Source organism: Aeromonas sp. MR16, assembly GCF_022549315.1.
Lineage (GTDB): Bacteria > Pseudomonadota > Gammaproteobacteria > Enterobacterales > Aeromonadaceae > Aeromonas > Aeromonas aquatica.
On the sequence record NZ_JAKZFK010000020.1, the window covers coordinates 18,254 to 43,671 of the forward strand.

A 25,418-nucleotide genomic window follows, 5' to 3' on the forward strand; every position below is an offset into this window, starting at 1 on the left:
CGACATGCTGGCGCGGCCCGGGTTAAAACCAGAAGCCGATGATAAAGGAGCCCGCCAGGGTCAGCATGACGTTGGCCACCGCATAGGTGCCCGCATAGCCGAGCGCCGGGATGGAGCTGTTGGCTGCTTCGTTGACCACGTCCATGGCCGGGGCGCAGGTGCGGGCGCCGGTGATGGCCCCGAGCAGCAGGGCCGGGTTCATCTTCAGCACCCAGACCCCGAACAGGTATCCCACCAGCACCGGCAGGGTGGTGACCAGCATGCCGGAGAACAGCACCACGGCACCGACCTCGCTCAGGTGATCCAGGATGCCGCCGCCCGCTTTCAGGCCTGTGCTCACCATGAACACGGCGAGACCGAGATCCTTGGCCAGCCGCAGGGCGCCGGGCGGCACATAGCCGACCGTGGGGTGGTTGGCTCTGAGATACCCCATCAGGATCCCCGCCAGCAACAGGCCGACGGCGTTGCCGAGGCCAAACTCGATCTGGCCGAACACCAGGGAGACGGAGCCGATCAGCAGGCCCAGCACGAAGAAGGTGGTGAAGGCCACCAGATCCGTGGTCTGGCTGTGGATGCTGATGAAACCTATCTTGTTGGCCAGCAGCTTGACCCGCTGCTTCTCACCGCTGATCTGCAGCACGTCACCCTTCTGCAGCATGATGTTGCGATCGAACGGCATCTCGATCTGGGAGCGCACCACCCGGTTGAGGAAGCAACCCTTCTCGGTGAGGTTGAGCTCCACCAGATGACGGCCGACCACGGAGTCGTTCTTCACCACTATCTCTTCGGTGACGATCTGCAGGTCCAGCAGATTCCTGTCGAACACCTCTTTGCCGTTGCGGTAGTTGACGTCGAGCTTCTCGTGGCTCTCCGGGTAACCGACCAGGGCGATCTCGTCCCCTTCCTGGATGATGGCGTCGCCATCCGGGCTCGCCAGTATGCCGTTGCGGCGGATCCGCTCGACGTAGCAGCCGGTATGGGGATAGATGCCGGTTTCCCGCAGGGTGCGGCCACCGATCCAGGCGGCGAGCTCGGGACCGACGCGATAGGCACGGATGATGGGCAGGTAGGTCTTGCGGCTCTCGTTGTCCGACAGCCCCCGCTCTCGGGCTATCTTCTGCGCCTCCGTGTTCAAGTCCAGCCGGGCCAGAGAGGGCAGGTAGCGCACCACCAGCATCAGACCCACCAGGCCCACCAGATAGGTCAGCGCATAGCCGATGCCCATGTTGTCGAGCACCGACTGCATGTCCGTTTGGTGGGGCAGGTTGAGCAGACCGCTGCGCAGGGCATCCTGCGCGCCGACCAGGGCCGGGGTCGAGGTCAGCGAGCCCGCGAGGATCCCCGCCGCCATGCCGGGGCCCAGGTTGAAGAACTTGGCGAGCCCCACGGTGAGCAGCAGGGCGGTCAGCAGGATCACCAGGGTGAGGGTGATGTAGTGAATGCCATCGCGCAGGAAGACGCTGAAGAAGTGGGGGCCGGCTTCGATGCCGACGCAGAAGATGAACAGCATGAAGCCGACATTCTCTGTGGTGGCGGTGAATTCAAACCCCATCTGGCCGAACAACAGGGCGGTGAACAGCACCCCTATGGTGTTGCCAATCTGAAAGTTGCCGAGGCGAACCTTGCCCAGCAGCAGGCCAAAGGCCAGTACCACGAACAGCAGCAGGGAGTCGCTTTGATGTAGCAGTGTCACGAAATCTATGGTCATGCCCGGAAAAACCGAGGAAAAAAGTGGGGCCGATATTGTGCAGGATCCCTTATCAAGAGAGAAGTCCAAAAGCGGATTAACAGGCAGTTAAGTGGGCATGCTTCCGCTAAGGAGGGGGCATGCCCCGGCTCCCGGGGGGAAAGACCTCTCTTTCTCACTGCCAGCGCCGCTGTCAATTAGTGATTTCTGCTATCGGGGGGCGAAGGCTCCCGGCCCCTGTGGACAATTTATTACCTGCTGTCTGGGGCGCAACTGAGCATGCTTTTCAGCATTTTTGACTGGTAGGGCAGAACGGCCATGAAGGAGCACTTTTCCCTGTCAGGCAGAGGGTGACCCATGGCACGGGGCATGGCGAAAAAAAGCCGGGGGCAGACTGATCTCAATGTCAGCATCAGACCCATTTAGGGGGGAGGGGAAAAACAGCAGAAAATGGGGGGCGAGGCGTTTCGCCTTGCCAAAGCGGAGACAATCGCTGCCAACCTAGGCGCCCCTTGGCTTTGACTCACTTACCCACAGAATCTGTGGATAACCCTGTTAGTGAAACTTGGCAATCAGGCTGCAGGCCGCGCCAATGCTGGGGTGCAAGGGCTGTTCAAAAAATACCGGTAAAAAAATGTTCCTATAAAAATCATATAGTTATATGCAACAGCAGAAAACGCTGTCGCTCGGGAGAGGGGGATCAAATGGGAGTGTCGCCGTGAGAGACGGCTTGTGCATTAAAATTGGCAGAGGAAAGCACTAAAGTGGATAACTTGCACCGAGGTGGTGAGGAAATTGGCTCCCCCGACTGGACTTGAACCAGTGACATACGGATTAACAGTCCGCCGTTCTACCGACTGAACTACGGGGGAACATCAGGCAAGGAGACGCACTATACAGAGCTCGCTTTTCGAGGTCAATAGCCGCTTGGCAGGCAGAGTGGATACCCAGGCCCGCCAACTCGGGGTACACTTCTCTCTTGCTGTTTTTTGCCGGGAGTCGTGATGAGCAAGTTATTTCAGTTGGCCAGCCAGTTTGAACCGGCGGGGGATCAGCCCGCGGCGATCGCCCGGCTGCTCGATGGCATCGAATCCGGGCTAGCCCACCAGACTCTGCTCGGGGTGACCGGCTCGGGCAAGACCTTTACCATGGCCAACGTGATCGCCACCCTCAATAGACCCACCATGATACTGGCGCCGAACAAGACCCTGGCGGCCCAGCTCTATGGTGAAATGAAGGAGTTCTTCCCCGAGAACTCGGTGGAGTACTTCGTCTCCTATTACGACTATTACCAGCCGGAAGCCTATGTGCCGACCACGGACACCTTCATCGAGAAGGATGCCTCCATCAACGATCACATCGAGCAGATGCGGCTGTCGGCCACCAAGGCGCTGCTGGAGCGGCGGGACGTGGTGATCGTTGCCTCGGTGTCGGCCATCTATGGTCTGGGGGATCCCCAGGCCTATCTCAGCATGATGTTGCACCTCAAAGTCGGGGATGTGATCAACCAGCGGGATATACTGCGCCGCCTCGCCGAGCTGCAATATACCCGCAACGATGTGGCCTTCAGTCGCGGCACCTTCCGGGTGAGGGGGGAGGTGATCGACATCTACCCCGCCGAATCGGACAAACTGGCCCTGCGGGTGGAGCTGTTCGACGAGGAGGTGGAGCGGCTCTCCCAGTTCGATCCCCTGACCGGTGCCATCGAGCAGACGGTGGTGCGCTACACCATCTATCCCAAGACGCACTACGCCACGCCGCGCGAGACCATCCTCGGGGCCATCGATCACATCAAGGAGGAGCTCAAGGGGCGTCGTGAGCAGCTGCTCTCCCTCAACAAGCTGGTGGAAGAGCAGCGCATCAGCCAGCGCACCCAGTTCGACATCGAGATGATGCAGGAGCTCGGTTACTGCTCCGGCATCGAGAACTACAGTCGCTATCTGTCGGGGCGTGCCCCCGGCGAGCCGCCGCCCACCCTGTTCGACTACCTGCCGGGGGATGGTCTGCTCATCATCGACGAGTCCCACGTCACCGTGCCGCAGATCGGCGCCATGTTCAAAGGGGACAGATCCCGCAAGGAGACGCTGGTGGAGTACGGCTTCCGGCTGCCTTCGGCGCTGGACAACCGGCCGCTGAAGTTCGACGAGTTCGAGGCCCTGATGCCACAGACGGTGTTCGTCTCGGCCACCCCCGGTCCTTACGAACTGGAGAAGTCCGGCGGCGACGTGGTGCAGCAGGTGGTGCGCCCGACCGGCTTGCTCGATCCCGAAATCGAGGTGCGTCCGGTCACCACCCAGGTGGACGATCTGCTGTCCGAGATCCGGCTGCGGGTCGCGGTGGAGGAGCGAGTGCTGGTCACCACCCTTACCAAGCGGATGGCGGAAGACTTGACCGAATACCTGGCGGATCACGACGTGCGGGTGCGCTACCTGCACTCGGACATCGACACCGTCGAGCGGGTGGAGATCATTCGCGACTTGCGGCTCGGCAAGTTCGACGTGCTGGTGGGCATCAACCTGCTGCGGGAAGGGCTCGACATGCCGGAAGTCTCGCTGGTAGCGATTCTGGATGCGGACAAGGAGGGCTTCCTGCGCTCCACCCGCTCCCTGATCCAGACCATAGGCCGTGCGGCCCGCAACCTCAACGGCAAGGTGATCCTGTACGGCGATACCATCACCAACTCCATGAAGGTAGCCATCGAGGAGACGGAGCGACGCCGCGCCTTGCAGCATGCCCACAACCTCGAACACGGCATCACGCCTACGGGCCTCAACAAGTCGGTGAGCGATGTGATGGACATGGGCGGCAGCCGCACTGCCGGCAAGGGTGGCAGGGGCAGTCGCAAGGCGGCCGAGCCGCAAGGGGAATACCATGTCCGCACTGCCAGCGAGATCGCCAAGGAGATCAAACGGATGGAAGAGCAGATGTTCCAGCATGCGCGGGATTTGGAGTTCGAGCAGGCAGCGGCCATGCGGGATCAGATCCAGCGCCTGCGCAGCGAGTTGATCGAGAGTTGAGCAAACAGCCGAGCGGCAAGCGCTGGCTCATCTGGCGGCGGCTGCGTCGCCTCTATTTTGGCTTTCGCCACCCGGCTACCCCCTGGTGGGCCAAGGGGCTGGTGATCCTCATCCTGATCTACGGCATCAGCCCGGTGGATCTCATTCCAGACGTGGTGCCGCTGTTTGGCTGGTTCGATGACATCAGCCTGCTGTTGTTGCTGCTCTGGGGCTGGGAGTCCTGTCTGCCCGCCGAGGTTCGGCAGGGGCTGGATGCGCGGGAATAAGCGCCTTGGCATCCCTCTTTATGCCTGGGAATGGCGCTGGGGTAGCATGGGGCCGGATTTTCCAGCTGGGCACGGGCGCCGCTGATTGTGGCTCGCAGGGCATTGGCGTAGACTCCTCGCCGTTCACTTCATGGGTATAAATAAATGGATCTGATCCTGTTCGCGATTGACTTTGTGCTGCACGTTGACGTGCATCTGAAAGAGCTGTTTGAAAACTATGGTGTCTGGGTGTACGCCATCCTGTTCCTCATCATCTTCTGTGAAACCGGCCTGGTGGTGACCCCCTTCCTGCCTGGTGACTCGCTGCTGTTTGCCGCCGGAGCGCTCACCGTGGGAAGTGTGCTGGATGTGCACACTCTGGCGGCTGTACTGATCGTCGCCGCCGTGCTCGGCAACGTGGTGAACTACACCATAGGCCACTTCTTCGGTGAGCAGCTGTTTCGCAATCCGGACTCCAAGATCTTCCGCCGGGATTATCTGGACAAGACCCACGCCTTCTATGCCAAGCACGGTGGCAAGACCATCATCATCACCCGCTTCATGCCGATAGTGCGCACCTTCGCCCCCTTCGTGGCGGGCATGGGGGCCATGACCTACCCACGCTTCCTGGCATTCAACCTGGTGGGTGCCCTGCTGTGGGTCATCAGCTTCGTCTATGCGGGCCACTTCTTCGGCAACCTGCCGGTGGTGCGCCAGAACTTCACGCTGCTTATCTTCGGCATCATCCTTATCTCGCTGTTGCCCATGGTCATCGGCATGGTGAAGGCGAAGCGCAGTGCCGACAAGCCTTGAGAGCACTGGCGGCGCAGCATCATCAAAAAGGGAGCCAGTGGCTCCCTTTTTAGTCTCTGTCGAGATGTAGCAACGGCCCTTGACCAGGTTGCCGATGACCACCACCGCGAACACCAGCAGGTAGGCGGCGAAGATAACCACCAGCCTGATGAGGCGCAGCAGGGAGAAGCTGAGCCTAGGGATGAGTCGCACCGAGTCACGGACGGGATAGAAAAAGGGAGCCAATGGCTCCCTTTTACATCTCTGTCGAGTACATCAGTTGCAGCAGCGGCCTTTGACCAGGTTGCCGACGGCTACCACCACAAACACCAGCAGGTAGGCGGCGAAGATGACCACCAGCCACTGGGGCATGGAGAAACTGAGGAACTGCCAGCTGATCTCGCTGCAGTCGCCATCCGGGAAGAACAGCCAGGGGATCCACTGATCGAGCGGCGCCCAGCTCGGGAAGTCGACGAAGCCTTCGCATACGTTGAAGGGGGAGGGGTTCAGCTGGTAATCAACATGCTTGAGCGCCAGTTTTAGGCCCCAGAAGGCGCTGTAGCCCCACAGCAGCAGTGCGCTCCAACGGACATACCATTTCTGGGGTGCCACCATACCGAGCAGGCCGGCCGCGATCACCCCCAGGATGGCGATCCGTTCATAGATACACATGACACAGGGGTGCAAGCCCAGCACATGCTGGAAGAAGAGGGCACACAGCTCGAACAACAGAGCGGAAGCGGCAAGCAGTCCCCAGGCCAGTCGATGGCTGGCAATACGGCGAAGAAATTCGATCATCTGATTGATCTCACAGAGAAAATAGTGGCTGAATTAGAGCAGAGCCGGATGTAAAAAGAAAGGGTCCGCGAGGACCCTTCCATCATCAGTGTGACAGGGGGACTGGGGTTGGCACAGTGCCGCTTTGCATCAACCAGCCGGCCTGGTAGAACCATTCGGTGGCAGGGGCGAGCAGCTGTTCCACCGCGAAGAAACCCACCAGTCCCAGCACCAGGGTGTAGGGCAGGGCCATCCAGACCATGCGGCCGTAAGAGAGTCGCAGCAAGGGGGCCAGGGCCGAGGTCAGCATAAACAGGAACGCCGCCTGACCGTTGGGAGTGGCGACCGAAGGCAGGTTGGTGCCGGTGTTGATGGCCACCGCCAGCAGATCGAATTGCTCACGGCTGATGGCACCATTGAGCAGGGCTGTCTTCACCTCGTTGATGTAGACGGTGCCGACGAAGACGTTATCGCTGACCATGGAGAGCAGGCCGTTCGCCAGATAAAAGAGGGCGAGCTGGTCCTCTGGCTTGGCGGCAAGCACCCATTGGATCACCGGCTTGAACAGCTGCTGATCGATGATCACCGCCACCACGCTGAAGAAGACGGTGAGCAGCGCGGTGAAGGGCAGTGCCTCATGGAACGCCTTGCCGAGGGCGTGTTCCTCGGTGATGCCGGTGAAGGAGGTTGCCAGCACTATGACGCTCAGGCCGATCAGGCCCACGGCCGCCAGATGCAGCGCGAGACCCGCGATCAGCCAGAGGGCGATCAGGGCCTGGACGACCAGCTTGGCCTTCTCTTGCGGGGAGCGCTGGGCATCTTCGTCACGCTCGTAGGCCTCCATGATGCGGCGCACGGGCTCGGGCAGCTTGGTGCCATAGCCAAACCAGCGGCACTTCTCCACCAGGATGCAGGTAAGCAGGCCACAGATGAAGACCGGGAGGGTCACCGGGGCCATGCGAAGGACGAATTCGCCGAAATGCCAACCAGCCTGTTCGCCGATGATGAGGTTCTGTGGCTCACCCACCAGGGTGCAGACGCCTCCCAGTGCGGTACCGATGGCGGCATGCATCATCAGGCTGCGCAGGAAGGCGCGAAACTCGTTCAGGTGCTGGCGGCTTGGCTCATCAAGCCCGTTGTCATCGTCGTGCAGGCTGCCAGATTCATCCCGTGAGGCCACCTTGTGATAGATGGCGTAGAAACCGGTGGCGACGCTGATCACCACGGCGATCACGGTGAGGGCATCGAGGAAGGCGGACAGAAATGCCGAGACCAGACAGAATGCGAGGGACAGCAGCGTCTTGGAATGGATACGGACCAGCATCTTGGTGAAGACATAGAGCAGCAACTGCTTCATGAAGTAGATGCCCGCCACCATGAATACCAGCAGCAGCAGCACCTCGATATTGGCTACCAGCTCATGCTTGACCTGGTTGGCCGAGGTCATGCCGATGAGCACGGCTTCAATGGCGAGCAGGCCGCCGGGCTGCAGTGGGTAGCATTTGAGCGCCATGGCTAGGGTGAAGATGAATTCGACAACCAGTAACCAGCCGGCCAGGAAAGGATCATAGTGGAAGACGATCGGGTTGATCAGCAGGAATGAGACGATGGCAAGCTTGTACCACTGGGGGGCATTGCCCAAAAAATTCTTTGCAAACGCGCGCCCTAGGCTGATTGGCATGATGATGGTTCTCTGTTTCTGTTGTTGGTATCTGCGTCTATGCAGTCGAGGCATACCCGACCCGAGCATCCGGATAGTCACCCTTATCAAATTGATTGCACATGATTTTAATCAAGGGAGCGATAACTATAAATAAAGGTGGTAGTGATTGCCCAGCTGAGAGGCGTTTTTATCGCCACAAACTAGTCTTGGCTGAAACCCATTGTGTTTTCATATACATGTTTTTAACAAAAAGATCGGGTTAATGTGAGCAGAGGACTGACCTTCTGCTTGCTAGCATGACCGGCTTTGCTATTATTCGTGAGCCTTTTTACGCACTACAACAGAGTCACTACATGGTCATAAAAGCGCAGAGCCCCGCAGGGTTTGCCGAGGAATACATCATCGAGTCCATCTGGAACAATCGCTTTCCTCCTGGATCCATTCTGCCGGCGGAGCGCGAACTGTCCGAGCTGATTGGCGTGACTCGTACCACCTTGCGCGAAGTGCTGCAGCGTCTTGCCCGTGATGGCTGGCTCACCATCCAGCACGGCAAACCGACCAAGGTCAACAACTTCTGGGAAACCTCGGGTCTCAACATCTTGGAGACCCTGGCACGGCTCGATCAGGACAAGGTGCCGGATCTGGTGGCGCAATTACTGTCTGCCCGTACCAACATCTGCACCATCTTTATTCGCGGCGCCATTCGCAACAACCCCGAGCAGGCGGCCGAGATCTTGCGCGCAGCACAAGGGGTTGAAAACTCACCGGAAGCTTACGCAGAGTTCGATTATCGTCTGCATCACCAGCTCTCATTTGCCTCAGGCAACCCTATCTACGCCCTGATCCTGAACGGTTTCAAGGGGTTGTATAGTAGAGTGGGACGTTACTACTTCTCAGACAAGCAGGCGCGCGAGACGGCAGATGCCTATTACAAGGCGCTGCTGGGTCTGGCCGAGACCAAAAATCACGAGGCCGTCTTCATGACAGTGCGTCAGTACGGCATCGAGTCTGGCAAGCTGTGGACTCGCCTACGCCAGGACATGCCGAGCAACTTGTGCGATAACTGAGTCGTTTCTGCAAAGAAAAAACGCGCCATATGGCGCGTTTTTTTATGCCTTGATGTCAGCTGTTTCCCTTGCGTTCCGGGCAACGCCCTATGATGTCGGCGGGCAGCTCCCCGTTATCTTGCTCCAGCACCACATCAAATCCCCATAGCTGATGCAGATGCTTGAGCACCTCGTGGCGTGACTCGCCAAGGGGGATCCGGTTGTGGGGGACATAGCGCAGAGTGAGGGAGCGATCGCCCTTCACCGCCACGTTATAGACCTGAATATTGGGCTCCAGATTGCTCAGGTTGTACTGGGCGGACAGGGCGCTGCGCACCAGCCGGTAGCCTTCTTCGTTATGGATGGCCGACACCTTGAGGTAGTTCTTCAGATCGTCGTCATCGATGGCAAACAGCTTCATGTCGCGCATCACCTTGGGGCTCAGGAACTGACTGATGAAGCTCTCGTCCTTGAAGTTCTGCATGGCAAAATGCAGGGTCTCGACCCAGTTGGTACCGGCATAGTCGGGGAACCAGTATCTGTCCTCCTCGGTGGGGTGCTCACAGATACGGCGCAAGTCGGTGAACATGGCAAAGCCCAGAGCATAAGGGTTGATACCCGAGTAGTAGCGGCTGTTGTAGGGGGGCTGATAGACCACGTTGGTGTGGCTGTGCAGCACCTCTATCATGAAGCGATCGCTGATCTTTCCCTCGTCATAGAGATGATTGAGGATGCTGTAGTGCCAGAAGGTGGCCCAGCCTTCGTTCATCACCTGGGTCTGCTTCTGCGGGTAGAAATATTGACTGATTTTTCTCACTATTCTAACTATTTCACGCTGCCAAGGTTCGAGTAATGGCGCGTTTTTCTCTATGAAGTAGAGGATGTTTTCCTGTGGCTCAGGGGGGTAGCGCCTGTCCTCGACGCCGGAGGCTTTGTGCTGCTTTGGCAGAGTGCGCCATAGCTCGTTGACCTGGGTCTGTAGATAGTCTTCCCGCGCCTTCTGGCGCCGCTTCTCTTCTGCCAGCGAGATCTTCTGGGGGCGCTTGTAGCGATCCACCCCGAAGTTCATCAGGGCGTGGCAGGAGTCGAGCAGCCGCTCGACTGCATCGATGCCGTGTTTTTCCTCGCATTCGGTGATGTAGTTTTTGGCAAACAGCAGGTAATCGATGATGGAGGAGGCGTCGCTCCAGGCCTTGAACAGGTAATTATTCTTGAAAAAAGAGTTGTGGCCATAGCAGGCGTGCGCCATCACCAGAGCCTGCATTGGCATGGTGTTCTCTTCCATCAGATAGGCGATACAGGGCTCCGAGTTGATGACGATCTCATACGCCAGCCCCATCTGGCCGCGTTTGTAGTTGCGCTCGGTATGGATGAAGCGTTTGCCAAACGACCAGTGCTGATAGCCGATGGGCATGCCCACGCTGGAGTAGGCATCCATCATCTGCTCAGCGGTGATCACCTCGATCTGGTTGGGGTAGGTATCCAGCTTGTAAAACCTGGCGACCCTGGCAATCTCCTGGTGATAGATTTCCAGCAGATCGAAGTTCCAGTCAGGACCATCGTCCAACGGCGCTCTTTTTCTCGCGGTTTCTACCATATGACGTCCCTCAAGCCGCTTGCTTCTTGAACAGCTCCCGGAAGACCGGATAAATGTCCTCTACCTTGCGAATATGCTCCATCGCGAAGTGGGGGAATTGACCGGCCACCGCCTCATATTCGTGCCACAGGGTCTGGTGGGCGCGGGTGGTGATCTCGATATAGGAGTAGTAACGCACTCTCGGCATGATGTCGCGCATCAGGATCTCCCGACATTGCGGCGAGTCATCGGCCCAGTTATCTCCATCTGAGGCTTGCGCCGCATAGATGTTCCATTGATTGGAGGGGTAACGTTCGTTGATGATGTCGTTCATCATCTTGAGCGCGCTGGAGACTATGGTGCCGCCGGTTTCCTGAGAGTAGAAGAACTCGTGCTCGTCCACCTCCTTGGCCTGGGTGTGGTGGCGAATGTAGACTACTTCCACGTTTTTGTAAGTCCGGCTAAGGAACAGGTAGAGCAGGATATAGAAGCGCTTGGCCATCTCCTTGGTCGCCTGATCCATGGAGCCCGACACGTCCATCAGGCAGAACATCACCGCCTGGCTGGATGGTACAGGGCGTTTGACGAAGTTGTTGAACTTGAGATCGAAGGTATCGATGAAAGGCACGGCCTCGATCCGCCGTTTCAGTTCACGGATCTCCTTCTCGAGTTGTGCCATTTCGGCAAAGTGATCGTTGGGCTCACTGGCGAGCAGGGCGAGCCGCTCTTCGAGCTCGCGCAGCAGACGTTTCTTGCCCGCTTGCAGCGCCATGCGGCGCGCCAGCGAATTTTGCAGTGAACGCACCACGTTGATGTTGGCCGGCACCCCGTTGGAGGTGTAGCCCGCCCGGTAGGTTTTCATTTCCATCAGCTGGTTGAGCTGGGTCTTCTGCAGCCGCGGCAGCTCCAGATCTTCGAACAGCAGATCCAGATACTCATCTTTGGAGATCTGAAACACGAAGTCGTCAGCCCCTTCCCCCTGATCCGAGGCCTGGCCCTCGCCGGCGCCCTGACCGCCACCCCCTCCCTTGGGGCGGTCAATCTTGTCGCCGGAGACGAACTGGTCGTTGCCCGGGTGGACCATCTCCCGTTTTCCCCCTTGTCCCTGATGGAAATGGGGTTCGCCGATGTCCTTGGTCGGGATGCTGATGCTCTCGCCCTTGTCCACGTCCTGAATGCTGCGCTTGGAGACAGCATCCGAGACCGCTTGTTTGATCTGCTTCTTGTAGCGGCGGATGAAGCGCTGCCGATTGACAGCGCTTTTGTTTTTGCCGTTGAGCCTGCGGTCGATAAAATGCGCCATAACTCCCCCTTGAACCGATCAGGGTCAGGATGACTTGCGTACCCTGAGGTACCATTCGGAGAGCAGGCGCACCTGTTTGCGGGTGTAGCCCTTCTCCATCATCCGTTCGACAAAGTTATCGTGCTTCTTCTGCTCCTCGGCCGAGGTTTTGCTGTTGAAGGAGATAACCGGCAGCAGCTCTTCCGTGTTGGAGAACATCTTCTTCTCGATCACGGTGCGCAGCTTCTCGTAACTGGTCCAGTTGGGGTTACGGCCTGCATTGTTGGCCCGTGCACGTAGCACGAAGTTGACTATTTCGTTGCGGAAATCTTTCGGGTTGCTGATCCCGGCCGGTTTTTCGATCTTCTCCAGCTCGCTGTTGAGTGATGCCCGATCGAACAGCTGGCCGGTCTCCGGGTCGCGATACTCCTGATCCTGGATCCAGAAGTCGGCGTAGGTGACGTAACGATCGAAGATGTTCTGCCCGTACTCAGAATAGGATTCGAGGTAGGCGGTCTGGATCTCCTTGCCGATGAATTCTACGTAGCGCGGGGTCAGATAACCCTTGATGAACTCCAGATAGCGATCGTGCAGCTCCTGCGGGAACTGCTCGCGTTCTATCTGCTGCTCCAGCACGTAGAAGAGGTGTACCGGGTTGGCGGCCACTTCCGCGTGATCGAAGTTGAACACCCGGGAGAGGATCTTGAACGCGAAGCGGGTAGACAGGCCGTTCATGCCCTCATCCACGCCAGCATAGTCGCGATACTCCTGATAGCTCTTGGCCTTGGGATCCGTGTCTTTCAGGCTCTCGCCATCGTAGACCCGCATCTTGGAGTAGAGACTGGAGTTTTCCGGCTCTTTCAGGCGGGAGAGCACGGAGAACTGACCCAGCAACTCCAGGGTCCCTGGCGCGCACTTGGCGTCGGTCAGCTCGCTGTTGAACAGCAATTTCTCATAGATCTTCACCTCTTCCGAGACGCGCAGGCAGTAGGGCACCTTGACGATATAGACCCGGTCGAGGAAGGCCTCGTTGTTCTTGTTGTTACGGAACTGCTGCCATTCGGATTCGTTGGAGTGAGCCAGCAAGATGCCGTCGAAGGGCAGGGCGGAAAGCCCTTCGGTACCGTTGTAATTGCCCTCTTGTGTTGCCGTCAGCAGAGGGTGCAGCACCTTGATGGGGGCCTTGAACATCTCCACGAACTCCATCATCCCCTGGTTCGCCTTACAGAGCGCCCCTGAGTAGGAGTAGGCATCGGCATCATCTTGGGCGTAATGCTCCAGCATGCGGATGTCGACCTTGCCGACCAGGGAGGAGATATCCTGGTTGTTGTCATCGCCGGGCTCCGTCTTGGCGATGGCGATCTGATCCAGAATGGAGGGATTGACCTTCTCCACCTTGAATTTGGTGATGTCACCGCCAAACTCGTGCAGGCGTTTGGCCGCCCAAGGAGACATGATGGGACGCAGGTAGCGGTGCGGGATGCCGTATTCTTTTTCCAGGATCTCGCCATCTTCCTCGATATCGAACAGGCAGAAGGGGTGATCGTTGACCGGCGAGCCCTTGATGCGATAGATAGGCACCTTCTGCATCAAGGATTTGAGCTTCTCTGCGAGGGATGACTTGCCGCCGCCGACGGGGCCCAGCAGATAGAGGATCTGTTTCTTCTCTTCCAGCCCCTGGGCGGAGTGCTTGAGGTAGGAGACGATCTGCTCAATGGCCTCTTCCATACCATAGAAATCTTTGAAAGCGGGATAGCGTGCGACGACGCGATTGGAAAACAGGCGGCTGAGGCGCGGATTGACCGAGGTATCGATCATTTCCGGTTCGCCGATGGCAACTAGCAGTCGCTCGGCGGCGGAGGCGTAGCAGGATTTGTCCTGTTTGCACATATCCAGGAACTCCTGAATGCTGTACTCCTCCTCTCTGGCTTTCTCATACCGCTGTTGATAGTGCTCGAAGATGCCCATAACTTAGCCCTCGTTATAGTCGCTTACCCTGAAAAAGAGTGGATCACTACTTTTGTTCTGTTTGCCTCTTAAGCCTAGTCAACAGCCCCCAGTAATCCATCGCCATCATTGGTTTAAGTTTGCACGGGAGCTTCCCGATCCTTTTGCGGGAAGGTGCAGTCAATGACATACCTATGTTACTGACTGTTAAATTATTTTTGCCATGACAGTGATGCAAATGTCAAAGACATAAAAAATAAATGTTTGTGTGGTAGATGCGGGAATGGAGGGTTTCCCGTGTGGTGAACGCGACAACACAGGCGGCGCAAGGACGGGAGAGGAAAGGGGATAAATGCAGTAACGCTTACGTTAACGTAATGCCTCTTGTTTGGTGTTTAAGCTCTAATTTTTACATTGACGCTACATTGTGACTGCTCTAGATTGGCCCTGTGTCGAGCAGTCATCGCTTTAGCAAGAAAGTGGTTACTGTGCAGATACTAAGCTCTGTTTAAGCACGTTTCCGTTGGCTTGACCCTCGCATCCGCGGGGGTCTTCTTTTTTCGGCACTTGGCAAGGTTGAATCGTCAAGGCGCCGCGGAATAGATCCGTGATACTGCCGCCAGCACCTCGGCGAAGGGATGAGCGGCCAGCTGACCAAAACCTGCCAGGCTTTTTGCCTTGACCCTGGTGGTCAAGGGGGTGGCGATACCGCACAGGAAGCGGGTCAGGATGCGTGGTTCCTGGCTGTGGCACAGCGACACCAGCGGATCGCACCAGGCGCGCAAGCCCTGTTCGTTGGGCAAGCTTGGTGTTGGCAGCGGGGGCAGGACGGCAATCTCACCACGACAGACGGAGCAGTGCCCGCAGCGGCTCGGTGCCTGTTCATCGGCAAAGTAGCTGGCCAGCTCATGGCTAAGACAAGTGGTCGAAGTAAAGAAGCTGAGCAAGGCCTGTAGCCGGGCCAACTCGCTCTGCTCTTTTTGCTCGAACAGGGCGTGCAGCCGATCCGCCAGCGGCGCTATGGCCAGATCCTGATGCAATACCCGATACACCTCCGTCATCTGCTTGCTTTCGAGCTCGATCCAACCCTGCTGCTGTAGATAATCCAGTGCGGCGGCGGCCCGCGACCTTTCTCCCTGATACCCCTGCCAGAGCGCATCGAAGTCCATGGCGCACCAGCTGCGCGCCTGGGGGGCGCAGGCAAACAACTGCTCCAGGAACTGGCGCCGATCCGGATTGAAACGCGCCAGGATCTCTTGCTTTTCCAGCACGAACTTGAAGCGATATTCGGCAAAATAGCTGTAGGCCGGGGCAATGATGCCCGCCATCTCCAGATAGACCAGCAGGGTCTTGAGCGGCAACTGACGGATGTTGGTGTCATTGGAGAGGCGCAGCAAACTGAATTCCCACTCGGCGCCGCTCTGGCGCAGGATCTCGAGCAGGGTCAGGATCGCGGCTCTGTCCGGGGTATCTCCGTAGACGAAGTTCTCCAGCACCGGCAACTGTGCACGGCTGGCCAGCACGGTGCAGCGTGAGGGGAGGCCGTCGCGTCCGGCGCGGCCAATCTCCTGGCTGTAGTTTTCGATGGACTTGGGCAAGTCGTAGTGGATGACCCGGCGGATATCGGCCTTGTCGATGCCCATGCCAAAGGCGATGGTGGCGACGATGCAGTCCAGCTTGCCGGCCATGAAGTCGTGCTGGATCTGGCTGCGCAGGGCTGGATCCAGCCCGGCATGATAGGCGCAAGCCCGGATCCCTGCTCGTTGCAGCAGCTCGGCACACTGCTGCGCCGTGTGCTGCAGGGTGACGTAGACGATGGTGGGCGCCGCGGGATCGCGCCGCAGCTCGTCACTGAGCCAGTGGTCGCGGGCGTTGCCGGCCAGCGAGATGACGCCCAGATCCAGGTTGGCGCGGTAGAAGCCGGTCACCACCAGATCCTCCTTATCGATGCCGAACTTGGCCTGCATGTCCGCCATGACTGCCGGGGTGGCGGTGGCGGTGAGCAGCAGTACCTGGGGGATATTCAGTTCGCGGCGATGGGCCGGCAGCTTCAGGTAGTCTGGGCGAAAGTTATGACCCCATTCCGAGATGCAGTGCGCTTCGTCTACTACCAGCATCGAGAGCGGGATCTGGGCGATGAAGCGGCGAAAACGCTCGTTCTTGAGACGCTCCACCGAGATCATCAGGATCTTGAGCTGGCCGTCGCTGGCCTGTTGCATCACCCGACGACTCTCCTCTGGCGTTTGACTGGAGTCCAGGGTGGCGGCGGCAATCCCCTTGCGTTGCAGGAAGGCGAGTTGATCGTGCATCAGCGCGATGAGCGGGGAGATCACCAGGGTCAGGTGAGGCAGAGCCAGGGCGGGCAACTGATAGCAGAGGGACTTGCCGGCCCCAGTCGGGAAGATGGCCGCCGCACTCTTGCCGTCCAGCAGGCGGCTGATCACCGCCTCCTGACCGGGTCTTAACCGATCGAAGCCGAAGTGGCGGGTCAACAGAGAGGGGATCATGGCAAGGCTCCAGCGCAGACAAAAGAGCGGCATGATACCACTCCTGCTGCCTGTTCTGCCGGGGAATGGACCGACATGGCGACAATTTGACCGCAGTTGATATTGTGTTATCGCATTGTTGCGGATTTTTTGTGAGGTAACCCTGATATTTTTCAGTGATTATGTGGAAAAAAACGGTAGCAGATGGGATATTCCTTGTCCGCAACACCACGCGTACTGGACAGATCCAGAAGAAGGTTTGCCAACGGCACCACCGCCCACAGGCCGGTGCCAATGCGCGCGGCAGGTTGCCAACAGGACTCATAATTCACGCACTTTGAAAGTGCACAGGGACTATTTGATGACACAACAACACCCCCTCATACGACTGGTCAATAGCACCAGTCTGGTTAGCCAGATCCTGGTCGGTCTGGTGCTCGGTATTTTACTCGCCATGCTGATGCCCGAATGGGCCAAGGCGGCGGGCCTGCTCGGTAGCCTGTTCGTCGGCGCCCTGAAGGCGGTCGCCCCGCTGCTGGTGTTCGTGCTGGTGATGGCGGCCATCATAGGTCATAAGCAGGGCCAGAAGACCAACATGAAGCCTATCTTGCTGCTCTACCTGCTGGGGACCTTCCTGGCCGCCGTGGTGGCCGTGATGGCGAGCTTCCTGTTCCCCTCCAACCTGCACCTGGTGGCCAGCAGTGCCGAGATAACCCCGCCGGGCGGCATCACCGAGGTACTGCAGACCCTGCTGTTCAACGTGGTGACCAACCCGGTCAAGGCGCTGCTGGATGCCAACTACATCGGCATCCTGGCCTGGGCCATCGGCCTTGGCATCGCCATGCGCCACGCCGGTGAGAGCACCAAAGCGGTGATCACCGATCTCTCCCACGGGGTCTCCACCATCGTCAAGGCGGTGATCCGCTGCGCGCCCCTCGGTATTTTCGGGCTGGTCGCCTCGACCCTGGCCGAGACAGGTTTCGATGCCCTGTTTGGCTATGCCCAGCTGCTGATGGTGCTGATCGGCTGCATGCTGTTCATCGCCTTCGTGGTCAACCCGCTCATCGTGTTCTGGAAGATCAAGCGCAACCCTTATCCGTTGGTGCTGACCTGCCTGCGCGAGAGCGGCGTGACCGCCTTCTTCACTCGCAGCTCTGCCGCCAACATTCCGGTCAACATGGCGCTCTGTGAGAAGCTGCGTCTGCCGGAAGACACTTATGCGGTCTCTATCCCGCTCGGTGCCACCATCAACATGGCCGGTGCCGCCATCACCATTACTGTGCTTTCCATGGCGGCGGTGCATACCTTGGGGATGGAAGTGGATCTGGCGACCGCCGTACTGCTCTCCGTGGTCGCCACCATCAGTGCCTGTGGTGCCTCCGGGGTGGCAGGTGGTTCCCTGCTGCTGATCCCGCTGGCGTGCAGCCTGTTTGGCATCAGCAACGACATCGCCATGCAGGTGGTGGCGGTTGGCTTCATCATCGGGGTGCTGCAAGACTCCGCCGAGACGGCCCTCAACAGCTCTACCGACGTGCTGTTCACCGCGGCCGCCTGCATGGCCGAGGACGAAGCCCTGCAGGGCGCAGCGCCGCTCTCTCGCGAAGCCTGATAGCCAGTCCATCAAGGCATCGAAAACGCCCTCTCAGGAGGGCGTTTTTTTATGTGTGGCTGTTGGGGCGGTGGACTGCCGTATAAAATGCACAGCCGATGTTGTAGCGGGTGACAGAGCGCCTCAAGCCAGCGTGTTAGCCCCTCAGGCATCCGTACTCAACCAGCATGCAGCGGCATTGGGATGAGAAGTGTGATCCAGGGCCGGGTCAAGTCTGTGGGGGAGGTGAGGGGAAAGAACTCCTGTACCTGCCCGAATGCCATACAGGGTGAGCGCCATAAAAAATGCCAGCCGGTTTCCCGACTGGCATTTTTGATCTCTAGCTATCTATCGACGGCGGGTTTAACCGACCAGCTGGCAGAGGATGGCGGAAATCGTAATCAACCCCATGATCGCCGCAAAGACGTTGCTGATGTGCTCTGATACTTCGCCAACCAAAAGTGAGCGCCATAAAAAATGCCAGCCGGTTTCCCGACTGGCATTTTTGATCTCTAGCTAGCTATCAACGGCGGGTTTAACCGACCAGTTGGTAGAGGATGGCGGAGATGGCAATCAACCCCATGGTCGCCACGAAGACGTTGCTGATCTGGCCCTGATACTTCGCCATGGCGGGGACACGCTTGATGGCGTACATCGGCATCAGGAACAGTATGGTGGCGATGATGGGGCCGCCCAGGGATTCGATCATGCCGAGGATCGAGGGGTTGATGATGGCCACGGCCCACAGGGTCAGGATGAAGAAGGCGATGATGAACAGCTCGACCTTCTTGCTGTTTGGCTGCTTGCCGCTGCTGCGCATCTGCTGGGTGATCATGCCCTTCAGACCTTCACGGGCACCCAGGTAGTGGCCGAAGAAGGAGGAGACGATGGCGACGAAGGCGACCAGCGGACCGAAGTAGGAGATGATCGGGCTCGAGTGCTGGTTAGCCAGGTAGGAGAGCACGGCGATGTTCTGGGACTTGGCTTCCGCCAGCTGGGCCGGGGTCAGGCTCATCACGCAGGAGAACACGAAGAACATCACGAAGCCGAGCAGGATGAGTGCGGTGCGCTTGAGGATGGCATCGGACTTGGCGACGGCGTTGTCACCGTAGTCGCGGCGTTGGGCCAGGGCGAAGCTGGAGATGGCCGGGCTGTGGTTGAAGGAGAACACCAGCACCGGGATGGTCAGCCACAGGGTGGTCGCGAAGTCCTTGGTGGAAGGCACCTGGGCCAGGGCGGCACCTGTCCAGTCCGGGATCAGATAGAGGGAGATGCCCGCCAGGATGGCGATGAGCGGGTACACCAGCATCTCGGTGACCTTCAGCATCAGTTTCTCACCGGCCAGCATGACCGACATCATCCCCATGATCAGCACGATGGAGAGGATCCAGCGCGGAGGCGCCGTCATCTGCAGCTGGTTGACCAGGAAGCTTTCCACCGTGTTGGTGATACCCACCCCGTAGATCAGCACGATCGGGTAGATGGCGAAGAAGTAGAGCAGGGTGATTAATTTACCGGCGCCGATGCCGAAATGCTCTTCCACCACCTGGGTGATGTCGGCATTGGAGTTCTTGGAGGAGAGCACGAAGCGGGCCAGCCCACGGTGAGCCAGATAGGTCATGGGGCCGACCAGCAGCGCCATCACCACCAGCGGCCAGAAGCCGCCCATGCCGGCGTTGATGGGCAGGAACAGGATCCCGGCGCCGACGGCGGTGCCGAACAGGCTGATCACCCAGGTAGTGTCTTGTTTGCCCCAACCGCGCGATTGGACCGAGCCGATTCCCTGCTCTTTTGAGGCTGCAACTTCCTGTGCGCCAGTGACCGTATTGGACATGTCTCTCACCCCGAATAGTGGTTTTAATTAGTCGGCGAAAGAATACTTTTTTTTTAATCAAAAATGTTGATCGGATTCACCTTTGTGATGGCAAAACGCGTATTTTCTTATGGAAATGTGATCAAAAGAATAAAAAATCAAAAATTCTTTATCATATGCAATGTTAGTTGAGTGTTAACTGAATGATTTTCCAACTCGCGGTGTTAGCAGTATGTTATTTTGACAGGTGCTGGGCAAGCTGGCGGATCATGCTGGCGGTGGCCCCCCAGATGAAGGATTGTTGCCAGGGGATCCAGTAGATGGTGTGGCGCTTGCCGGCTCTGGGAATGGTCAGGGCTATGTGGTTGGCCGGATTGAGCACATGACTGAGGGGCACCTCGAAGGCCTGCTCGACCTCGTCCGGGCTCAGGGTGAGCTGATAATCGGCATCCACCATGGCCAGCACCGGCAACACATCGTAGAGGGAGATGGTGTTGAGGGGGGTGAGGCTGCCGATGACATGGATCTGGGAGGCGGGGATCCCGAGCTCCTCCTGGGTCTCCCGCAGCGCCGTGTGGATCAGACTCTCATCCTCGGGATCCTGGCGCCCGCCCGGGAAGCTTATCTGCCCCGGATGGTGGCGCAACTGTGCACTGCGGCGGGTCAGCAATAGCTGCAGCCCGTCGGGTCGCTCCACCAGGGGAAGCAGGACGGCCGCCGGTTTGAGCCCGGCCAGCATCAGTCGATGGGCCGGGGCCGGGCGTTGCAGCAGGAAGCGGGTCAGCAGATCGGCGCTGTCTATCTCGATATCCATCTCGAGGCGTGGTTCCTTATGGTCTGCGGGCATCGGCATCATGAGCCCAGCGCATCCAGCAGCGGCAGGATGCGAGCCACCTTGTCATAGGTCTCCTGATATTCGCTGTCCACCTCCGAGTCGGCGATGATGCCGCCCCCCGCCCAGCAGTGCAGCCAGCCGGCTTCCGCTATCAGAGTGCGGATGCAGATGCTGGTATCCATCCGGCCGTGCTGGCTCAGGTAGCCGATGCTGCCGCAGTAGGCGCTGCGCCGCACCGGCTCCAGCTCCTCGATGATCTCCATTGCCCGGATCTTGGGGGCGCCGGTGATGGAGCCGCCGGGGAAGCAGGCCCGCAGCAGATCCACTCCCTGCCAACGGGCATCCAGCTTGCCGTGTATGGTGGAGACCAGATGATGCACGGCGGGGAAGGATTCCACCGCAAACAGATGTGGCACGCAGACCGAGCCGGGACGGCTCACCCGGCCGATGTCGTTGCGCAACAGATCCACGATCATCAGATTCTCCGATCTGTCCTTGTCGGCGCCGGCCAGCTCCTCGGCTCTCTTTTGGTCGATAACGGGATCGCTGTGACGGGGGCGGGTGCCCTTGATGGGCTTGGTCTCGATGTGGCGGCCATCGAGCAGCAGGAAACGCTCAGGCGAAAGGCTCAAAATGGCGCTATCCGGCAGGCGAATAAAGGCCGAGAAGGGGGCCTTGTTGGCCGCGCTGAGGGCGAGATAGGCCGCCCATTCATCCCCCTGATAGGGCGCGCTGAAGCGCTGGGTCAGGTTGATCTGATAACAATCCCCCGCCGCCAGATAGGCCTGGATCCGTGCAAACTTGTCGCCATATTCGGCCCGGCTCATGTTGCTCTGCCAGGGGCCGGTCAGCGAGAACGGCATCTGAGAGGTCGACGGGGAGGCGCTGTGCGCCTCGAGCCAGCGTAACCGACGGGTGAGCCCGGCCTCGTCCCCCCAATGTACCAGTTGCCAGCGGTTGGTGGCGATCTCCCGCAGCAGCGCCCAGTCATAGATCCCCACCGCCATGTCCGGCAACTGGATATCCGCCTCTGCCTGCGTGGGCAGCCGTTCGAAGCGCCGCCCCAGATCGTAGCCAAACAGGCCGAGCGCGCCGCCGATAAAGGGCAGCTCGCTCTGCTCCTGATCCAGCGGCCCCAACAGGGCTTGTTGCGTGCTGGCGAGCAGGCTGAGGGGATCCTCATCCTGATGCTCGGTCGCACCTGCACGCTGAATAAGGGTGCTGGCTCCCCGGGTCTCCAGGGTGGCGAGTGGATCGGCGCTGAGGATGTCGAAGCGGTTATCTGCCCCTTGGGGGCCGGCTGACTCCAGCAACATGGCCCAGGGTTGGTGTTGCAGCCGGGCAAACAGGGCGTGCAGCGATGTTTGTGGATCGAAATGGTGGATATGCAGTCTTGGTTTCATTTTTTGTTACACAGGCAACAGTTTGCACCCAGCTCCCTAGCCGGTACGGGTGCCCAAGCGTATCATGGCGGCCGGCATTTTCAGAAAACACCGTTATAAAAACACGCCGTTGTCTGCCGGCTCTGTGCGCACCCGCCGCCCGCCGAAGGCTCGGCTCATATGGAAGCCCTCGCTCGGCCTGACCGAGACGAGGACCAGTGAGGATGATATGAGCATCATTAAAAAACAGGACTTTATCGATTCCATTGCCGACGCCCTACAATATATCTCTTTCTACCACCCCCTCGATTTCGTCCAGGCCGCCAAGGCCGCCTATGACCGTGAGATCAACCCGGCCGCCAAGGATGCGCTGGCCCAGATCCTGATCAACTCCCGCATGTCCGCCGAGGGTCATCGCCCCCTGTGCCAGGACACCGGCATCGTCACCTGCTTCGTCAAGATTGGTATGAAGGTGCAGTGGGACAGCGACATGACGGTCCAGGAGATGGTGGATGAGGGCACACGCCGCGCCTACACCAACCCGGACAACCCCTTGCGCGCCTCGGTGCTCGCCGATCCGGCCGGCAGTCGCAAGAACACCAAGGACAACGCCCCGGCCGTGGTGCACATCGACATGGTGCAAGGCGACAAGGTGGAGGTGAGCATCGCCGCCAAGGGCGGTGGCTCCGAGAACAAGTCCAAGATGGTGATGCTCAACCCCTCGGACGACGTGGTCGAGTGGGTGCTGAAGACGGTGCCGACCATGGGGGCCGGCTGGTGCCCGCCCGGCATGCTGGGGATCGGCATCGGCGGTACCGCCGAGAAGGCCGCCGTGCTGGCCAAGGAAGCCCTGATGGAGCACATCGACATTCAGGAGCTGATCGCCAGGGGTCCCGAGACCACCGAAGAGAAGCTGCGAGTCGAGCTCTACGACAGGGTCAACAAGCTGGGGATAGGCGCCCAGGGCCTGGGCGGCCTCACCACCGTGCTGGACGTGAAGGTGAAGTCTGCCCCGACTCACGCCGCCTCCAAGCCGGTGGTGATGATCCCCAACTGCGCCGCCACCCGTCACGTTCACTTCGAGCTGGACGGCTCTGGTCCGGCCGAGCTGATCCCGCCGAAACTGGAAGACTGGCCGGAGATCACCCGCGAGTCCGGTGGCAACGTGCGCCGTGTCAACGTCGACGGCATCACCAAGGCTGAGCTCGCCAGCTGGAAGAGCGGCGATACGGTGCTGCTCTCCGGCAAGATCCTGACCGGTCGCGACGCGGCCCACAAGCGCATCGCCGACATGCTCAAGAATGGGGAAGGGTTGCCGGAAGGGGTCGACTTCACCAACCGCTTCATCTATTACGTGGGCCCGGTCGATGCGGTCCGTGACGAGGTGGTTGGCCCGGCTGGCCCCACCACCTCCACCCGGATGGACAAATTCACCGACATGATGCTGGGGGAGACCGGCCTCATCGGTATGATTGGCAAGTCGGAGCGCGGTCCCAAGACGGTGCAGAGCATCAAGGAGCACAGGGCCGTCTACCTAATGGCAGTCGGCGGCGCCGCCTACCTGGTGGCCAAGGCCATCAAGAAGGCGCGAGTGGTGGCCTTCGCTGATCTGGGGATGGAGGCCATCTATGAGTTCGAGGTTGAAGACATGCCGGTGACGGTAGCGGTCGACTCCCTTGGCAACAACATCCACGAGACGGGCCCGGCTTACTGGTCGGCCAAGATTGCCGAGCTGGACGTCAAGCTCTCCTGATCCCCATTGTGGGAGCAATCCTGTCTTGATGGCAGAATGACGAAGTAACGCTGTGTTGTCTGGTGACAAGTGCGGCGAAAGAGGCGACCTCAGGGTCGCCTCTTTTTCATGTCTCGTGTTTTGTGTCTGAAAGCTCAGTCGCTATCGATGAAGAGGGGAGGACGTGATCACGGCATCTTCAGAAAGCGCCTCTTCGATACGAGGCAGTGCAACAAATGCAATGCTCAATGATTGAGGTAGATGTCCTGCCCGCCGTAGCAGAGGGGGCCGCTCTGGACAGGGAGAGGCGCATCTTTGGGGTTGAAGAAGCGAGTCAACACGCCGGTGCGTTGGCCCAGGGTATCCAGCTTGAGGCGATCGAGCGCTATCTGCTCGGGTAACCAGGTCAGCACGGCGGCGCAGTGGCCGTTGCCCAGGCTTTGCTCCAGTACCCTCTGCCAGTTTTTGATCTTGGCGCCGTGCACCACCAGTATTCGGGCGGGGTTGATCCCCTGTGCCTGCCACTGCTCGGCCACGGGCAGCCCCGGCGGTGCGATGAGCAGGATCCAGCCGCTATCGCCTTGGCTCAGCCGCCCCAGCTCGCCAAGCAGCGGCGCTTCATCAAGATCACCAGCCAGTCGAGGCTCATGCTCCAGCTTGCCCTGATGGCGGGTGGGCCAAGGATTGATCAGGCCGACAGAGGGAGAGGAGGGGAGGTGACTCAGGGGCTGGCTCATATTAGTATCCTGTATGAATAACCATGCTGTATGTGTATACAGTAGTTCTATCTCATGTCGGTGACAAGTCATTTGTGGTTAAAAATGTGAGCGGATTAACAAGGCGATGAGCTACTTGATTGAATGAAAAGGATATTTTTATCAAAGATGAGGTGGGTGTTTTTTGCACTATGGACAAAGCAAGGGCAGGCGCTCATGGTTATACAGTCTGTATGGGAAGAGGAGAGACCAAGATGGATGTCAGCACCTTGCAACGGCTGGATGCCAATATTCTGCTCGGGATCATCAACGAGAAGCTGCGGCTGGAGTGCGATGGTCTGGAAGAGTTGTTGGCCTACTACGACATGACAGAGGATCAGCTGGCCACGCGTCTGCAGCAGATTGGCTATCACTATGATCCCATGAGCAACCAGTTCAAGGCCCATGGTTAATTCGCTCACGAAGTGTGCCCCAACTGGGGCACCTTCCTTTTATTGCCTGACGGATGCCCCGAACATTGAAACCGGTTTCAGCGCCCGCAGTGCTCGGCGTTATTTTCACGTATTTTCAGACGTGTGCAATCACTGAAAACCTATTCATGAGAATATCTTGGCAATTAATTATTAACTGCATGATTTTTATCTGTATTTTTATTTCATTCAGGTGAATTTAAGGAAAGGGTTTTCATGCTTTAACTGTCATCTTTATGCGTTAAAGTGTGACTCACGTTAACTTTTAAACCAACGGCTTTAGCTAGTATGCCCACGCCGGAACATATTATGAGATAACAACAGCGCCGGTCCCGAATGGGATAACAATTTTTATTTGTAACGA

General features: G+C 58.7%; 18 protein-coding genes, 1 tRNA gene and 1 pseudogene. 7 read left to right on the plus strand and 13 right to left on the minus strand.

All coding sequences use genetic code 11. The annotated features are described in order from the left end of the window. Positions 1 to 22: 22 nt before the first annotated feature. Positions 23 to 1,708, minus strand: a complete 1,686-nt coding sequence (locus MM194_RS14630) for an aspartate:alanine antiporter (protein ID WP_241343968.1) — start codon at positions 1,706 to 1,708, stop codon at positions 23 to 25. Between the two features lie 775 nt (positions 1,709 to 2,483). Further along, positions 2,484 to 2,559, minus strand: a tRNA-Asn gene (locus tag MM194_RS14635). 132 nt (positions 2,560 to 2,691) lie between these two features. On the opposite strand from MM194_RS14635, the gene uvrB reads away from it, so the two are divergent. From uvrB to MM194_RS14650, 3 genes are all read left to right on the plus strand, one after another. After that, the gene (uvrB, locus tag MM194_RS14640) at positions 2,692 to 4,704 is read left to right on the plus strand and encodes an excinuclease ABC subunit UvrB (protein WP_241343969.1); all 2,013 of its coding nucleotides are present in this window, start codon (positions 2,692 to 2,694) and stop codon (positions 4,702 to 4,704) included. Continuing rightward, positions 4,701 to 4,970, plus strand: coding sequence for a DUF1232 domain-containing protein (locus MM194_RS14645; protein ID WP_033129647.1), 270 nt, complete (start codon positions 4,701 to 4,703; stop codon positions 4,968 to 4,970). Before uvrB ends, MM194_RS14645 begins: the two co-directional genes overlap by 4 nt. A gap of 144 nt (positions 4,971 to 5,114) precedes the next feature. Continuing rightward, a complete protein-coding gene (locus tag MM194_RS14650) occupies positions 5,115 to 5,762 on the plus strand; it encodes a DedA family protein (RefSeq protein WP_033129646.1) in 648 nt (215 codons plus the stop codon). A gap of 69 nt (positions 5,763 to 5,831) precedes the next feature. Here MM194_RS14650 and MM194_RS14655 read toward each other — a convergent pair. The 3 genes and pseudogenes from MM194_RS14655 to nhaB form a co-directional block, all read right to left on the minus strand. Continuing rightward, positions 5,832 to 5,939: pseudogene (locus tag MM194_RS14655) on the minus strand (disulfide bond formation protein B); the annotation flags it as partial. 78 nt (positions 5,940 to 6,017) lie between these two features. Then, complete coding sequence (gene dsbB, locus MM194_RS14660) at positions 6,018 to 6,539, minus strand: disulfide bond formation protein DsbB (protein WP_033129645.1); 522 nt, start codon at positions 6,537 to 6,539, stop codon at positions 6,018 to 6,020. A gap of 85 nt (positions 6,540 to 6,624) precedes the next feature. Further along, positions 6,625 to 8,199: a Na(+)/H(+) antiporter NhaB gene (gene nhaB / locus MM194_RS14665; protein WP_241343970.1), complete on the minus strand. Its 1,575-nt coding sequence runs from the start codon at positions 8,197 to 8,199 to the stop codon at positions 6,625 to 6,627. A 335-nt stretch (positions 8,200 to 8,534) separates the two neighbouring features. On the opposite strand from nhaB, the gene fadR reads away from it, so the two are divergent. Beyond that, entirely contained in the window at positions 8,535 to 9,248 is a 714-nt protein-coding gene (gene fadR / locus MM194_RS14670; RefSeq protein ID WP_033129643.1) for a fatty acid metabolism transcriptional regulator FadR, read from the plus strand. A gap of 55 nt (positions 9,249 to 9,303) precedes the next feature. On the opposite strand, the gene MM194_RS14675 is transcribed toward fadR, so the two are convergent. From MM194_RS14675 to MM194_RS14690, 4 genes are all read right to left on the minus strand, one after another. Further along, positions 9,304 to 10,824: a SpoVR family protein gene (locus MM194_RS14675; protein WP_241343971.1), complete on the minus strand. Its 1,521-nt coding sequence runs from the start codon at positions 10,822 to 10,824 to the stop codon at positions 9,304 to 9,306. 10 nt (positions 10,825 to 10,834) lie between these two features. Further along, positions 10,835 to 12,106 carry a YeaH/YhbH family protein gene (locus tag MM194_RS14680; RefSeq protein ID WP_241343972.1) on the minus strand — a complete coding sequence of 424 codons (1,272 nt, stop codon included), beginning with the start codon at positions 12,104 to 12,106 and terminating at the stop codon, positions 10,835 to 10,837. A 24-nt stretch (positions 12,107 to 12,130) separates the two neighbouring features. Next, complete coding sequence (locus tag MM194_RS14685; RefSeq protein WP_042638034.1) at positions 12,131 to 14,053, minus strand: PrkA family serine protein kinase; 1,923 nt, start codon at positions 14,051 to 14,053, stop codon at positions 12,131 to 12,133. A gap of 563 nt (positions 14,054 to 14,616) precedes the next feature. Next, positions 14,617 to 16,539, minus strand: coding sequence for a RecQ family ATP-dependent DNA helicase (locus MM194_RS14690; protein ID WP_241343994.1), 1,923 nt, complete (start codon positions 16,537 to 16,539; stop codon positions 14,617 to 14,619). A 340-nt stretch (positions 16,540 to 16,879) separates the two neighbouring features. On the opposite strand from MM194_RS14690, the gene sstT reads away from it, so the two are divergent. Continuing rightward, positions 16,880 to 18,127 (plus strand): serine/threonine transporter SstT, encoded by a 1,248-nt coding sequence (sstT, locus tag MM194_RS14695; protein ID WP_241343973.1) that lies wholly within the window; start codon positions 16,880 to 16,882, stop codon positions 18,125 to 18,127. 514 nt (positions 18,128 to 18,641) lie between these two features. On the opposite strand, the gene MM194_RS14700 is transcribed toward sstT, so the two are convergent. The 3 genes from MM194_RS14700 to pabB all read right to left on the minus strand — a co-directional run bounded on the left by MM194_RS14700 (position 18,642) and on the right by pabB (position 22,070). After that, positions 18,642 to 19,940: a serine/threonine transporter gene (locus MM194_RS14700; RefSeq protein WP_241343974.1), complete on the minus strand. Its 1,299-nt coding sequence runs from the start codon at positions 19,938 to 19,940 to the stop codon at positions 18,642 to 18,644. Positions 19,941 to 20,154: 214 nt separating this feature from the next. After that, on the minus strand, positions 20,155 to 20,721 hold the full coding sequence (locus MM194_RS14705; RefSeq protein ID WP_033130506.1) for a CoA pyrophosphatase: 567 nt from the start codon (positions 20,719 to 20,721) through the stop codon (positions 20,155 to 20,157). Positions 20,722 to 20,771: 50 nt separating this feature from the next. Beyond that, complete coding sequence (gene pabB, locus MM194_RS14710) at positions 20,772 to 22,070, minus strand: aminodeoxychorismate synthase component I (RefSeq protein WP_241343995.1); 1,299 nt, start codon at positions 22,068 to 22,070, stop codon at positions 20,772 to 20,774. Between the two features lie 295 nt (positions 22,071 to 22,365). Between pabB and MM194_RS14715 the strand changes: the two genes are divergently transcribed. Continuing rightward, entirely contained in the window at positions 22,366 to 23,889 is a 1,524-nt protein-coding gene (locus MM194_RS14715; protein ID WP_033130501.1) for a fumarate hydratase, read from the plus strand. A 224-nt stretch (positions 23,890 to 24,113) separates the two neighbouring features. Here the strand turns inward: MM194_RS14715 and MM194_RS14720 are convergent, their stop codons facing one another. Next, positions 24,114 to 24,605 carry a cell division inhibitor gene (locus MM194_RS14720; protein WP_033130500.1) on the minus strand — a complete coding sequence of 164 codons (492 nt, stop codon included), beginning with the start codon at positions 24,603 to 24,605 and terminating at the stop codon, positions 24,114 to 24,116. Positions 24,606 to 24,838: 233 nt separating this feature from the next. Between MM194_RS14720 and MM194_RS14725 the strand changes: the two genes are divergently transcribed. Next, the gene (locus MM194_RS14725; protein ID WP_005323525.1) at positions 24,839 to 25,036 is read left to right on the plus strand and encodes a DUF4250 domain-containing protein; all 198 of its coding nucleotides are present in this window, start codon (positions 24,839 to 24,841) and stop codon (positions 25,034 to 25,036) included. Positions 25,037 to 25,418 lie beyond the last annotated feature (382 nt).